General features: G+C 64.0%; 12 protein-coding genes. 6 read left to right on the top strand and 6 right to left on the bottom strand.

Going from position 1 to position 12,899, the window contains the following annotated elements:
- The 3 genes from sigJ to IB262_RS08130 all read left to right on the top strand — a co-directional run bounded on the left by sigJ (window position 1) and on the right by IB262_RS08130 (window position 3,313).
- A complete protein-coding gene (sigJ, locus tag IB262_RS08140; RefSeq protein WP_034804673.1) occupies window positions 1-894 on the top strand; it encodes an RNA polymerase sigma factor SigJ in 894 nt (297 codons plus the stop codon).
- A gap of 90 nt (window positions 895-984) precedes the next feature.
- A complete protein-coding gene (locus IB262_RS08135) occupies window positions 985-2,412 on the top strand; it encodes an MFS transporter (protein ID WP_112976963.1) in 1,428 nt (475 codons plus the stop codon).
- An 85-nt stretch (window positions 2,413-2,497) separates the two neighbouring features.
- Window positions 2,498-3,313, top strand: coding sequence for a class I SAM-dependent methyltransferase (locus tag IB262_RS08130; RefSeq protein ID WP_089043119.1), 816 nt, complete (start codon window positions 2,498-2,500; stop codon window positions 3,311-3,313).
- 71 nt (window positions 3,314-3,384) lie between these two features.
- Here the strand turns inward: IB262_RS08130 and IB262_RS08125 are convergent, their stop codons facing one another.
- A complete protein-coding gene (locus tag IB262_RS08125; protein ID WP_029742421.1) occupies window positions 3,385-4,047 on the bottom strand; it encodes an OmpA family protein in 663 nt (220 codons plus the stop codon).
- Window positions 4,048-4,250: 203 nt separating this feature from the next.
- Between IB262_RS08125 and IB262_RS08120 the strand changes: the two genes are divergently transcribed.
- Window positions 4,251-4,889, top strand: a complete 639-nt coding sequence (locus tag IB262_RS08120) for an exopolysaccharide biosynthesis protein (RefSeq protein ID WP_034804677.1) — start codon at window positions 4,251-4,253, stop codon at window positions 4,887-4,889.
- A gap of 117 nt (window positions 4,890-5,006) precedes the next feature.
- On the opposite strand, the gene IB262_RS08115 is transcribed toward IB262_RS08120, so the two are convergent.
- From IB262_RS08115 to IB262_RS08100, 4 genes are all read right to left on the bottom strand, one after another.
- Window positions 5,007-5,354 (bottom strand): antibiotic biosynthesis monooxygenase, encoded by a 348-nt coding sequence (locus tag IB262_RS08115; RefSeq protein ID WP_112976964.1) that lies wholly within the window; start codon window positions 5,352-5,354, stop codon window positions 5,007-5,009.
- 99 nt (window positions 5,355-5,453) lie between these two features.
- A complete protein-coding gene (locus tag IB262_RS08110; RefSeq protein WP_113554452.1) occupies window positions 5,454-6,479 on the bottom strand; it encodes a histone deacetylase family protein in 1,026 nt (341 codons plus the stop codon).
- A gap of 292 nt (window positions 6,480-6,771) precedes the next feature.
- Window positions 6,772-7,299 carry a GNAT family N-acetyltransferase gene (locus IB262_RS08105; RefSeq protein ID WP_192356756.1) on the bottom strand — a complete coding sequence of 176 codons (528 nt, stop codon included), beginning with the start codon at window positions 7,297-7,299 and terminating at the stop codon, window positions 6,772-6,774.
- A gap of 2 nt (window positions 7,300-7,301) precedes the next feature.
- On the bottom strand, window positions 7,302-7,880 hold the full coding sequence (locus IB262_RS08100; RefSeq protein WP_082566367.1) for a helix-turn-helix domain-containing protein: 579 nt from the start codon (window positions 7,878-7,880) through the stop codon (window positions 7,302-7,304).
- Window positions 7,881-8,098: 218 nt separating this feature from the next.
- On the opposite strand from IB262_RS08100, the gene IB262_RS08095 reads away from it, so the two are divergent.
- Both IB262_RS08095 and lepA read left to right on the top strand, forming a co-directional pair.
- The gene (locus IB262_RS08095) at window positions 8,099-9,340 is read left to right on the top strand and encodes an MFS transporter (RefSeq protein ID WP_029742415.1); all 1,242 of its coding nucleotides are present in this window, start codon (window positions 8,099-8,101) and stop codon (window positions 9,338-9,340) included.
- A gap of 61 nt (window positions 9,341-9,401) precedes the next feature.
- Entirely contained in the window at window positions 9,402-11,237 is a 1,836-nt protein-coding gene (gene lepA / locus IB262_RS08090) for a translation elongation factor 4 (protein WP_029742414.1), read from the top strand.
- Between the two features lie 176 nt (window positions 11,238-11,413).
- Here the strand turns inward: lepA and IB262_RS08085 are convergent, their stop codons facing one another.
- Window positions 11,414-12,880 carry an MFS transporter gene (locus IB262_RS08085; RefSeq protein WP_112976967.1) on the bottom strand — a complete coding sequence of 489 codons (1,467 nt, stop codon included), beginning with the start codon at window positions 12,878-12,880 and terminating at the stop codon, window positions 11,414-11,416.
- Window positions 12,881-12,899 lie beyond the last annotated feature (19 nt).

Here is a 12,899-nt window from a genome sequence, read left to right as displayed (position 1 = left end):
ATGAACGACCGGCAGCACATGCAGATCTTCGAGGAGGCGCGCCCGCGCCTTCTCGGCCTTGCCTACCGCATCCTCGGCTCGCGTGCCGATGCGGAAGATGCGGTGCAGGACACGTTCCTGAAATGGCAGGAGGTCGACCGGACAACGATCGAAACGCCGGCGGCGTGGCTGACGACCGCCTGCACGCGGCGCTGCCTCGACCTCCTGAAGGCGGCGCACCGCAAGCGCATCGATTATGTCGGTGCATGGCTGCCGGAGCCGATCCATACGGCGAGCGATGACAATGCCGAGGAGAAGCTTGCGCTGACATCCTCACTGACGACGGCCTTCCTGCTGATGCTCGAACGGCTGACGCCGAAGGAGCGCGCCGCCTATCTGCTGCACGAGATCTTCGGCCAGCCCTATGAGGAAGTGGCCGAAACGCTCGACATGCAGGAAACCGCCGCCCGCAAGCTCGTGTCGCGCGCCAAGACCAATATCGGGCTCGAAAAAGCCCGGCACCAGACGCCGCGTGAGCGACAGGACGAACTGCTTTCGGCCTTCCACCAGGCAATCCACGGCGGCAATGTCGCTAGCCTCTCGGCCCTGCTTTCGGCCGATGTGAAGCTGACGGCCGACGGCGGCGGCAAGGTGGCGACCGTGCTCGGAGTGCTCTCGGGCAAGGAGACAGTGCTCGCCTTTATCATCGATCGGCTTACCGAATACTGGTCGCATTACGTCTGGGAAATCGGCGACATCAATGGCGGCCGCGGCATCGTGCTTCGGGACGAAGCGAAAAACGAGATCGCGGCAACCGTCGCCTTCGGCTATGACGGCGACGGAAACGTCAACGACATCTTCATCATGCGCAACCCGGACAAGCTCACGCATTTCGGCGAGGCTGCGCTCCACTGATACCGGCGGCATCGCCCTTGCAAACGTGATCCTCCCCACCGGCCAGGCCGGTCGCACGTTTTCGGCAATACCGCCGCATGAGGTACTGACATGCTCGAAAAAACATCCGCAGCCCACCAGGAAACCGGCTGGCGCGCGCTTTTGACCGGCGGAAACGCCGTGCATTCGCTGGTGCTCAGCGGCGGCGTCGCGCTGCACGCGCTCAACATATACGTCGTGACGACGATCATGCCGTCGATCGTGCGCGAGATCGGCGGGCTCGAATATTACGCCTGGAGCACGACCGTCTTCGTCGCCGCCTCGATCCTCGGCGCGGCCCTGTCGGCCCGGCTGCTTGGTGCCGTCGGCGCCGGCGGCGCTTATGCGATCGGTGCGCTGGTCTTCGGGCTGGGCACACTCCTCTGCGCTGCGGCCCCCTCGATGGCGATGCTGCTCGCCGGCCGCGCGATCCAGGGTTTCGGCGGCGGGCTGCTCTATGCGCTTGCCTATGGCGTGATCCGTGAGGTCTTCCGGCCAGAGCTCTGGACCCGCGCCATCGGCCTGATTTCGGCCACCTGGGGTACGGCGACGCTGGTCGGTCCGGCGATCGGCGGTATGTTCGCGGAGTTTTCCACCTGGCGCGTCGCCTTCTGGTCGCTCTTGCCGCTGACGGCGCTGCTGGCAACCCTCGCCTTCTCGACCTTGCCGCGCAAGGCTGCCGGCGAAGGCGCACGCACGCCGCTTCCCTTGGTGCAACTGGCACTGCTCGTCGCCATCGTGCTTGCGCTTTCCATCGCCGGCACGCTGACCACGGCGGTGGAGCAGGTAGGCTGCGTCGGCGCGGCGATCCTCATGTTCCTGGCACTGCTCGTCGTCGAGAAACGGGCGACAGGCAAGCTGCTCCCCTCCGGCAGTTTCACCCCGACCTCCCCGCTGGCAGCCCTTTATGCTACGATCACCCTGCTGATGGTCGGCCTGCAGCCGGAAATCTATGTGCCGTACCTCCTGCAGGAGCTGCACGGATTGTCGCCGCTGGTAGCCGGCTACATTGCGGCGCTGATGTCGATCGGCTGGACCGCCGGGTCGATGACAAGCGCCCACTGGCATGGGGAAAGGGCAAAGCAGACGATCTTTGCCGGCCCGGCCTTCGGCTTTGTCGGCCTGGCACTGATTGCGCTGTTCATGCCGATGGCAGGATCGGAATTCATGGTGATCGCCGCGCCGCTCAGCCTCGGCATCATGGCGGTCGGCTTCGGCATGGGCTTTGCCTGGCCGCACATCGTGACGGCCGTCTATGAATTTGCGCCGGAAGGCGAAGCGGAGAAGGCGTCGAGTTCGATTACCACGGTCCAGCTCTTCGCCGCAGCACTCGGCGCGGCGCTGGCCGGGCTTACCGCCAATCTCGCCGGCATCGAAACGCCGTCGACGGAAGGCGTGGCGATGGCGACACGCTGGCTCTTCTGGCTGTTTGCGCTGATGCCGGCGCTGGCCGTTCTGACAGCCGGACGAGTCTGGCGGGCGCGCCGAACGGCGAAATAGGCGCCTTTGCGGGCCTTCCCCGGGGTGGAGGGCCTGCAAAACGCAAGCTGTGCGGCGGGGTGCATCACGCCCTTGGGAGGAGAGGATGGAAGCCGAGGAGATCGGCCTTCACGGTGTACGGGAGACCTTGCTGGTCACGCTCCAGGCCAAAGCCGCAGAGAGCGCGTTCCCGGATTCCCTGCTCAACGATCACTTTGCCGCCGATCTCATGCGGCGGCTCGCCGGCAGGCCGAAACCGCCCGATGCCGGCCACGACATGACCATCGGCATTGCCGTGCGCGCCCATATGCTCGACCGCTGGGCGCGCGCCTTTATCGGGCGCCACCCGGACGCAATCGTGCTCAACCTCGGCTGCGGTCTCGACACACGTATATTGCGGCTCGATCCGCCCGCGTCCATCGGCTGGTTCGATGTCGACTTTCCCGATGTGATCGCCTTGCGGCGACAGCTTTTCCCGGCGCGCGTCGGCTGCACGACGATCGCCTCCTCGATAACGGAGCGTGAGTGGATCGACCTCGTTCCGGCGGACCGCCCGGCGATCGTCGTCGCCGAGGGCGTGTTTCCCTATCTCTCAGAACACGAGGTCCGCGACGTCTTGCGACGGCTGACCTCCTGTCTTGCCGGCGGGGAAATCGTCTTCGACGCCTACAGCCATCTCGGTATCGAGCTTTTGCGGCTGAGCCCATCGCTGCGGGCAACGGGGGCGGAGCTTCGCTGGGGGCTGGAAAACGCGCAAACGCTGGAACGCGACGTGCCCGGGCTGACGTTGCTCGACGAGATCAGCGAGTATGATTCAGGCCAGGTCGCACGCCTGTCGCCGATGGCGCGGATAGCGGCGCATGTCGTCAGCGCCCTGCCGATGCTGCGCCGGATGGGCCGCCTGTTGCGCTACCGTTTCTAGCCCGGCAAGGCATGAAAAGGGCCGCGCCTTGCGGCGCAGCCCTTCGATTGCAAGCGGTCGCTTTCGGCCGATCAGGCCTTGATCGGCGCGATCGAGATTTCGACGCGGCGGTTCTGCGCGCGGCCGGCTTCGCTTCCGTTGGAGGCGATCGGACGCTCCTTGCCGTAGCCCATGGCCGACATACGGCGCTGGTCGACGCCCTGGCCCGCCAGGTAGTTGGCGACCGAAGCGGCGCGGCGCTCGGAGAGGCCCTGGTTGTAGGAGGCGCTGCCGGTCGCGTCGGTGTGGCCATCGACGTCGATCATCGTCTTGTTGAACTTGCGCAGCACGATCGCCACCGAGTTCAGCGTGTCGTAGAAGGCCGGGATCACCTGGTCGCGGTCGGTCGCGAACGTGATGTTGGACGGCATGTTGAGGATGATGCGGTCGCCGGCGCGGGTGACCGATACGCCGGTGCCCTGCAACTGGGCGCGCAGCTCGGCTTCCTGGTTGTCCATGTAGTTGCCGATCAGGCCGCCGCCGAGACCGCCGATTGCGGCGCCGACGAGTGCGGAGTCACGCCGTCCTGCGGCACTGCCGCCAACCAGCAGACCGGTCGCCGCGCCGAGGCCTGCGCCGATCAGCGCGCCACCGGCCGTGTTCGACATCTTCTGCTCGCCCGTATAGGGATCGGTGGTGGTGCATCCCGAAAGATAGATGGCCGCGACAGCCAGAATGGCGCATTTCTTGATCATGGAATCAGTTGTCCCCATTGGTGCTCGAAGTTGCTTCATACTAGCGATTGCGGCAGGAAGATGAAGAGGCGTCCCATTCACGCCAAGGTTTACCGGCAAATCCAGCTTCGCCAGCGGCTGGCGTGGCCATCAGGGCACACAATAACCGATCCTTCACACGCTCTTGATAGGACGGGCACCAAAGAAAAGAGAGGCAAGCTCCAATGGCAATCGAGTTCGGCGACACGCAACGCAGTCTCAGCGACACGCTCAACGGCATGATTGCCTCGATCCGCGGCGAGACGATCACGCTACGCGAGCTGATGACGGAAATCGGCGAACAGGGCTTCCTGCTGCTGTGTGCCCTGCTGACGCTGCCGTTTCTGCTGCCGGTGTCGATCCCCGGCGTCAGCACCGTCTTCGGCGCAGCGATCATCCTGATTTCCGTATCGGTCACGCTCAATCGCCTGCCGTGGATGCCGCAGCGCATTCTCGATCGCCGGATCGAGACCGAGAAGCTGGTGCCGACGCTGCAGAAAGGCGCGAATCTCGTTTCCAAGCTGGATCGTTACGTCCGTCCGCGTCTCGGCTTCCTGACGAAGGGCGCGCTGATGAACCGCTTCAACGGCCTGATGATCATGGCCGGCGGCATTCTCCTGATGTTCCCGCTCGGCCTGATCCCGCTGTCGAACACGCTGCCGGGGATCGCGATCCTCTTACTCTCGCTCGGTATCATTCAGCGCGACGGACTGATGGTGGCCGGGGGCTATCTCTTCCTGATCGCGACCACGGTCTACTTCACCGTGCTTGCCTATATGGCCTTTGCCGCCGGTCAGGGCCTGTCGTCGTTCTTCGTCTCCTGACACATATTCACATCAGGCGTGTGGATCGGCCCGGCCAACTGCCGGGCCTTTTCGTTCTGACCATCTGTGGCACGCAATTCCGGACCGAAACCGCTGTACACGTTTCCTGGAATTGCTCTAGGCAGCCAGACCGCCGAAAGCCCGGTAGCTGGCAAAGTCGGTGCGGATGCCGAGCATCTTCATCAGCGCCTCGCGATCGAGGCCGAGCTGGCGGTCGAACTCGATGAGCGCGGCTGCGACCTTCGGCGCGACGTCAGCATTGGCGAATTCGATCATGGTGATGAAGTCAAACTGGCCAGGACCGGCGTGCTGCTCCAGGAACAGGTCCTTCACATATCCGTTCTGCTTGCGGATGACGGCCAGCGTCTTGTCGACCAGCTCGACGAACTGCGGCCGCGCTTCCGCCGGCACGGTGTATTTGTTGATGCGGTAAAGCGGCGCCACGCTATTTGATTGACTGCTCATAGCTCTTTTCCTCTCATCTCTTTTTGAACGAGAGCAGTCGTACGACCTCAAGTATAGTTGAGGTCAATAGCGGCAAAACGCTTTTCCGATGACGGAATCCTAGCCGGAAATACCTCTCAGCACGTTGGCGACGTTGAGGCCGATTTCCGGCACGCCGTAGCCCCCCTCCATGCAGACGACGACCGGCAGGCCGGTGCGCCGCAACGCCTCGCCCATGCGCAGATAGTCTTCGGACTTCAGCTGGAAGAACGAGATCGGGTCGCGCTCGAAGGTATCGACGCCGAGCGAGACGACCAGGGCTTCGGCACCGAAGGCCTCGATGCGCGAGAGCGCGTCGGCCATGGCGCCCGACCAGGCATCAAACAGGGTGCCGCGCGGCAGCGGATAGTTTTTCGTCGTGCCGAGCCCGGCACCGGCACCCTCCTCGTCGGCAAAGCCGAGGAAATGCGGGAAGGCCTCGACCGGGTCGCCATGCAGCGAGGCGAAGTAAACGTCGCCGCGTTCGTAGAAAATATCCTGGGTGCCGTTGCCATGGTGGAAATCGACATCGAGCACGGCGACCTTCTGGGCACCATAGTCCCTTAGGCGCTGGGCGGCGCAGGCAGCATTGTTGATGAAGGAATAGCCGCCATAGAGATCGATCGCCGCATGATGGCCGGGCGGGCGGCAGAGCGCGAAGGCGGCACGGCTCCCGGTGTGGATGTGGTCGGCCGCCGAGATGGCGCAATCCATCGCCGCGCGGGCGGCGGCGTAGGTACCCTCGGTGATCGCTGTTTCCGCGGCGAAGGAATAGTAACCGAGCGCGCCGTCGATATCCCTCGGCGGATGCTGGCGCATGCGCCGCGCCGGGAAGCAGGCCGGGATCGCCTCCCCCCTGTAGCCATCGGCGACCCAGCGCGACCAGGCGGTTTCGAGGAAGTCGAGGTAGTCGGGCGCGTGCAGCTTGAGAGCGACATCGAGACCGTGACGCGCGGGTGCCACGACATCAAGGAAACCCGCTTCCTTCACCGCCGCCAGGATCCATTCGGCGCGGAACGGCGCCTCGAAAGGCGGCACAAGTTCGCCGCCGAAAAGTTCGGTCTTGGCGTCGCGGAGCTTGTGGTCTTCGGAGTAGTAGATGCGCATGGGGTATCCTGTTCGGGTGCGACTGGCGGGCGCGGGCAACCTACGACAGGAGTCGGGCTGCTGGCCATCTCGGCGTGCGCCCTCATCCGGCCTGCCGACCACCTTCTCCCTGCAAGCGGGGCGACGGAGACGCGCGGCACCCGCTCGCTTCAACAACAGCACTGTTGAAGGGCGATGGCTTCGCCCGACAGCTTTGCGAACTGGCACGTCCCCTCTCCCCGCCTGCGGGGAGAGGGCTAGTCCTCGGTTTCAACCCGAGGAGAGGGGCAATCGCGAGACACAATAAATGCCGCTAAGCCGCAATCCGCTTGTAGAAGAATGTCGTGGCGCAGAGGCCGCCTTCCGGCCACATCGCATAGTCGGGGATGACGCCGACGCGCTCCCAGCCCAGGCGCGGATAGATCGCCTCGGCATCGCTGCCAGTCGCGGTGTCGAGCACCAGTAGCGTCTTGCCACGGGTGGCGGCTTCGCGTTCGACCGCGTCCATCAGCCGGCGTGCCAGCCCTTTGCCGCGGCCGTCGCGATGCACCAGCAGCTTCTTCAGATCGCCGCGGTGCGGCTGGTTCGGCATCTGCGCGACACCGACCTGCACGGTGCCGAGGATGCGGCCTGCAACCTCGGCCACCATCAGCAACGTCTCGCCGCCCGCAACCGCCTCGGCGACGCCGCGCCAGTAGGCAAGCGCGCTCTCGGGCGGATAGGGCTGCATGAAGCCGACCGAGGCGCCACCCTCGACGCAATCGGACAGCACCTCGGCGAGCGCAGGGATGGCGGCCAGCGCTTCATTCGCAGACAGCAGGCGGATCTGAATATCGGACATGGTCAAACCTTGGTGCGGCAGAGGATGACGGCGTAGTGAGCCGGCTCATCGTGGGGGTTGTGAAAGATGTGTCCCGCCTCCAGCCCCATGAACAGGCAATCGCCTGGCTCGAGCGAATGGAAGCCGGATTCGGTCGTCATTTCGAGCCGCCCGGAAAAGAGCCAGAGGTGCTGGGTAATGCCGCGATCGGAGGGTTGCCTCTCGAAGACGACACGGGCACCGGGCGGAAACTCGACCTCGACGATATCGATCGGCGAGCCAAGACCATCCGGCGAGACGGAGCGGCGCAGATAGCCGGATTCCGGATCGCGCCAGAGCCGCTGGTCGGCGCGCCTGGCAAGCGGTGACGCCTCCTCGGCATCAAAGGCAAAGAGTGCTGAAAGCGTGGTTGAGAGCGCGCTGCAGAGCTTGGCAAGAAGCTGGGCGGTCGGGCTCGCCTCGCCGCGCTCGATGCGCGAGATCATCGCCCGGCTGACACCGGAACTAGCGGCAAGCTCGTCGAGCGTCAGGTTCTGTTGCGTCCGCAGCGTGCGAATGCGCTCGCCGATGGCATGTTCGAGGGGATCGGTGACGTTTTCCATTATTTGAGATTGCATTTCTCATATAGTGGAGTCAAGACTGCGAAAGACCGAAAATACAGGCATGCGATGCCGCTTTGGCGACAGCGCAACAAGGGTATTTCGGCTAAGGTGGCAGCTTCCGACGCAGAAACGAGAAAAGCTTTCACTTCAATACTTTAGACAGCCCTCATCCATCACGCCAGCGCACCCGCACGGGCGGCCTCATCGACAGGTTGGACATGACAAAGCAGCCCTCCTCGCTGACCTCGATCGCCAGTATCGTCGCCTCGATGACGGCGGTGGCGATCGGCAACGGCATGATGCTCGCCTATGTGCCCTTCGCGCTGACGCGCTCGGACGCGCCGGACTGGGTGCCGGGTGCTGCGGTCACGATGATCGCCTTCGGCGGGCTGATCGGCTGCGTCATCGCCGGACCGATGATCCGTCGTGTCGGCCATGCGCGCGCCTTCTCCTGCTCGATGGCGCTCGTCATCCTCTCGGCGCTGACGATCGCGCTCGGCATGCATCCGCTCTTGTGGGTACTGGCCCGCGGGCTTTATGGCGCGTCCGGCAACACCAATTTCATCATCGCCCAAAGCTGGCTCAACCATGCGAGCGAAAACCACTGGCGCGGCAAGGCGATGGCGCTGTTCTACATGGCCTATGTCATCGGGCTTGGCACCGGCGCCTGGCTGTTCGGACAGATCCCGGCCGACGGCAACCTGCCGCCGCTCGTCACCATCTTCTTCACAGCGCTCGCGCTCTTGCCGATCGGGCTGACGCGGCTGCCGACGCCACCGCCGCCGGCCAAAGTGAGCATCGACATCCCGATGGTCTGGCGCAATTCCCCCGTCGCCTTCATCGGCGTGCTTGCCGCCGGCGGCCTTTCGATGGTGGTGCAGGGCTTCACGCCGATCTATGCGGCCGCCAACAATGTCAGTCAGAGCGACGTCGCCAATCTGATGTTCGTCATGCAATTCGGCCTCATCGCCATCCAGTATCCTATGGGAACATTGTCGGACCGGATCGACCGGCGCCTGGTGTTGATCGGCACGTGCCTGTTGATCCTTGCTGCCGGCTTCTTCGCGCTTTCGGCGTCGTTCAGCAATCTGCTCCTTCTGATGCTGGTCTTCGCGCTCTTTGCAGGTGCTGTCGAGACCGTCTATTCGATCGCCAATGCGCATGCCAACGACCGCACGGATCCCGCCGATTTCGTGCCGCTTGCCAGCACCATGCTGGTCGCCTGGTCGATTGCTGCGACCGTCGTGCCGATGCTGGTGACGCTGCTGACACCGGTGTTCGGGCAGCGCACGTTCATCTATGCGGCGATGGCCGTTGCCGCGCTTTATGCCTTCTTCGTGCTGCTCAGGTTGCGCAAACGTGATGAGGTGCCGGCGGCCGAGCGCGAGAGCTTCGAGATCAGGAGCGCGCAGGTGCCCAATGCCGGCGCGCTCGTCGATGCGGAAGCGGGGGCCGAATAGGCCGATTTATAGTGAACGAAGCCTTCATTTCCCGCTTTGCGGCGGTTGAAGGCACTGCTATATGCGGCCCATGAGCACAACATCTTCGAAGACGCCCCTTTCGCATATCCGCAACTTCTCGATCGTGGCCCACATCGACCACGGCAAGTCGACGCTTGCTGACCGGCTGATCCAGTCCACCGGTGGTCTCGCCGAGCGCGAGATGTCCGAGCAGGTGCTCGACAGCATGGATATCGAGCGTGAGCGCGGCATCACCATCAAGGCCCAGACGGTGCGCCTGCACTACAAGGCCAATGATGGCGAAACCTATGTGCTGAACCTGATCGACACCCCCGGCCACGTCGACTTCGCCTACGAAGTCTCGCGCTCGCTTTCGGCCTGCGAAGGCTCGCTGCTTGTCGTCGACGCGTCGCAGGGCGTGGAAGCCCAGACGCTCGCCAACGTCTACCAGGCGATCGACAACAACCACGAGCTCGTCACCGTGCTCAACAAGATCGACCTGCCGGCGGCCGAACCGGACCGCATCAAGGAGCAGATCGAGGAAGTGATCGGCATCGACGCTTCGGACGCGGTGCTGATCTCGGCGAAGACCGGCCTCGGTATTCCTGATGTCCTCGAAGCCATCGTCACCAAGCTGCCGGCGCCGAAGAGCGACGGCGGCGATGCGGCGCCCTTGAAGGCGCTGCTCGTCGACAGCTGGTACGACACCTATCTCGGCGTCATGGTTCTCGTGCGTATCATCGACGGCACGCTCAAGAAGGGCATGACCATCCGCATGATGGGCACCGACGCCAAGTACACGATCGAACGTGTCGGCGTGCTGACCCCGAAGATGGTGGCGATGGATGCGCTCGGCCCCGGCGAGATCGGTTTCATCACCGCCTCGATCAAGGAAGTGGCCGACACCCGCGTCGGCGATACCATCACCGAGGACAAGCGCCCGACCGCAACCGCGCTGCCGGGCTTCAAGCCGGCACAGCCGGTGGTCTTCTGCGGCCTGTTCCCGGTCGATGCTGCCGACTTCGAGGACCTGCGCTCGGCGATGGGCAAGCTGCGCCTCAACGACGCCTCGTTCTCGTTCGAGATGGAATCCTCGGCAGCACTCGGCTTCGGCTTCCGTTGCGGCTTCCTCGGTCTGCTGCACCTCGAAATCATCCAGGAGCGTCTCGAGCGCGAGTTCGACCTCGACCTGATCGCGACGGCCCCGTCGGTCGTCTACAAGCTGTTCATGACGGACGGCTCGGAACGCGAGTTGCACAACCCGGCCGATATGCCCGACGTCGTCAAGATCGCAGAAATCCACGAGCCGTGGATCCGCGCGACGATCCTGACGCCCGACGACTATCTCGGCGGCATCCTCAAACTCTGTCAGGACCGCCGCGGCATCCAGATCGAGCTGACCTATGTCGGCACCCGCGCGATGCTGACCTACGACCTGCCGCTCAACGAAGTCGTGTTCGATTTCTACGACCGCCTGAAGTCGATCTCCAAGGGTTATGCCTCGTTCGACTACCAGATCACCGAGCACAAGGAAGGCAACCTTGTGAAGATGTCGATCCTCGTCAACGGCGAGCCGGTCGATGCGCTGTCGATGATGGTGCACCGGATGGCAGCCGAAAAGCGCGGCCGCGAAATGTGCGAAAAGCTCAAGGAGCTGATCCCGAAGCACATGTTCAAGATCCCGATCCAGGCGGCCATCGGCGGCAACGTGATTGCCCGCGAAACCATCTCGGCGCTGCGCAAGGACGTGACCGCCAAGTGCTACGGCGGCGACGCCACCCGCAAGCGCAAGCTGCTCGAAAAGCAGAAGGCCGGCAAGAAGCGCATGCGCCAGTTCGGCAAGGTGGAGATCCCGCAGGAAGCCTTCATCGCCGCCCTCAAGATGGGCGACGAGTAAGCGGCAGCGCCGCATGTTTCAACGTTTGTAAAGGGCGGCCCTCGGGTCGCCCTTTTTGGTTTGTGAAGGTGAGGCGATGCTGGAGCAGCAGGATTGGTCGCACGCAGGCGTGGTTTCCCGGACTAGCTACTCCGTTATTCTGGGCCACGGCGTCTCACAGTGACCTCTCACGACGGTTACTCCGGCAGCTTCTTCGGCAGCCAGAGCCAGGCCATGATACCCAATGCGAGCAGCGACAGTGCGCCGACGCCGGCCGCGATGTGAAGACCGGTGAGGAAGGCGTCCTTGGCCTGCAGCACCGTTTCAGAAGCAAGGCCCGGCTGATCGAGGGTTTCGTTCAGCGTGCCGGCCACGCCGGGGCCGAGCAGCCGGAAGCTGAGTGCCGCCAGTGAACCCAGAAGCGTGATACCGAGCGCATTTCCGAGTTCGTTGCTGGTCTCGGCGATCGAGCCCGCGGCACCGGCGCGTTCGGCAGGCACCGCCGACACGGCGATCTCGGCGACGAGGCTGAAGGAGAGGCCGTAGCCGATGCCCGCAACCACAGTCGAGGCGATGAGCGCTGCCACGCCCGCCTCGGTGCTCGTGAGGAGCAGCAGAAAGAGGCCGGCTGCGATCAGGAAATGCGTCGCAACAAGCGCCGTCTTGCGGCCGACCACATCGACGATGCGCGCTGTCCCGATGCAGGTCGCCATCAGCACGACGGCGCCGGGCAAGGTCAAAAGTGCTGCGGTAAAAACATCGAAGCCGAGGACCGATTGCAGATAGATGCCCGAGAGGTAACCGACGGCGGACCAGACGACCAGCGGCAGGAGGCCGGTGAGAATGGCGATGGAAAAGATGCGGTCCCGGAACAGGCCGAGGTCGAGCAGCGGATAGGCGATCCGCGTTTGCCTGCGAAGAAACAACGCGATGGCGAGGACGCCGACGAACCCGGAGAGCGTCTGCAGCGGCGTGAAGCCGTAGGCGGCTGCGGTCTTCAGCGAATAGGTGGTGAGCAGGATACCGGCAAAGGACAGGACAAGGCTTGGCAGGTCAATGCGGCCATAGGTCGTGGAGCGCACCTCGCGAAGCAGAATGGGTGCGGCGACCAGGAAGCCGAGCACGACGGGAACGTTGATCAGGAACACCACGCCCCACTCGAGCCGCTGCAACAGGATGCCGCCGATAACCGGACCGATGGCGAAGCCGGCTGCAAAGGTGGCGGCGAAGATGCCGATCGCCTGCGCCCGCAGTCGCGGATCCGGAAACAGCGCGCTGACGATTGCCAGCCCCGAGGGCAGCAATGTCGCGCCGCCGAGCCCCATCAGCGCCCGGGAAGCAATCAACGCCATGGGCGACTGCGCATAGGCCGCACCGAGCGATCCTGCACCGAAGATCACCGCGCCGATCATGATCAGCTTCAACCGCCCGTAGCGATCGCCGATATTGCCGAAGGCAATCAGCAGCGAACCGACGACGAAACCGTAGATATCGAGGATCCAGAGCGCCTGGTCGGCGGTGGGCAAGAGAGCCGAAGTCACGCGCGGCATGGCGAGATAGAGGATGGAGCCGTCCATGGCCACGATGAGGACCAGTGGCAGCACGGCGATGAGGCCGAGCCATGCGCTTCGGCCTTGGGAGTGAGGGAGTGAGACGTCAGTCATTGGGCACGATTCCTTTGCA

The organism is Ensifer sp. ENS02 (assembly GCF_014851885.1).
Classification (GTDB): domain Bacteria; phylum Pseudomonadota; class Alphaproteobacteria; order Rhizobiales; family Rhizobiaceae; genus Ensifer; species Ensifer adhaerens.
Note: the sequence above shows the minus strand (reverse complement) of the source record. Positions and strands in the feature narration are given on the sequence as shown.

What these genes read in the sequence shown, in the direction of transcription:
- IB262_RS08095 (WP_029742415.1), top strand. Translation starts at nt 8,099, where the DNA reads ATGACAAAGCAGCCCTCCTCGCTGACCTCGATCGCCAGTATCGTCGCC.
- IB262_RS08130 (WP_089043119.1), top strand. Translation starts at nt 2,498, where the DNA reads ATGGAAGCCGAGGAGATCGGCCTTCACGGTGTACGGGAGACCTTGCTG.
- IB262_RS08110 (WP_113554452.1), bottom strand. Translation starts at nt 6,479, where the DNA reads ATGCGCATCTACTACTCCGAAGACCACAAGCTCCGCGACGCCAAGACC.
- IB262_RS08125 (WP_029742421.1), bottom strand. Translation starts at nt 4,047, where the DNA reads ATGATCAAGAAATGCGCCATTCTGGCTGTCGCGGCCATCTATCTTTCG.
- sigJ (WP_034804673.1), top strand. Translation starts at nt 1, where the DNA reads ATGAACGACCGGCAGCACATGCAGATCTTCGAGGAGGCGCGCCCGCGC.
- IB262_RS08100 (WP_082566367.1), bottom strand. Translation starts at nt 7,880, where the DNA reads ATGGAAAACGTCACCGATCCCCTCGAACATGCCATCGGCGAGCGCATT.
- IB262_RS08105 (WP_192356756.1), bottom strand. Translation starts at nt 7,299, where the DNA reads ATGTCCGATATTCAGATCCGCCTGCTGTCTGCGAATGAAGCGCTGGCC.
- IB262_RS08120 (WP_034804677.1), top strand. Translation starts at nt 4,251, where the DNA reads ATGGCAATCGAGTTCGGCGACACGCAACGCAGTCTCAGCGACACGCTC.
- IB262_RS08135 (WP_112976963.1), top strand. Translation starts at nt 985, where the DNA reads ATGCTCGAAAAAACATCCGCAGCCCACCAGGAAACCGGCTGGCGCGCG.
- lepA (WP_029742414.1), top strand. Translation starts at nt 9,402, where the DNA reads ATGCGGCCCATGAGCACAACATCTTCGAAGACGCCCCTTTCGCATATC.
- IB262_RS08085 (WP_112976967.1), bottom strand. Translation starts at nt 12,880, where the DNA reads ATGACTGACGTCTCACTCCCTCACTCCCAAGGCCGAAGCGCATGGCTC.
- IB262_RS08115 (WP_112976964.1), bottom strand. Translation starts at nt 5,354, where the DNA reads ATGAGCAGTCAATCAAATAGCGTGGCGCCGCTTTACCGCATCAACAAA.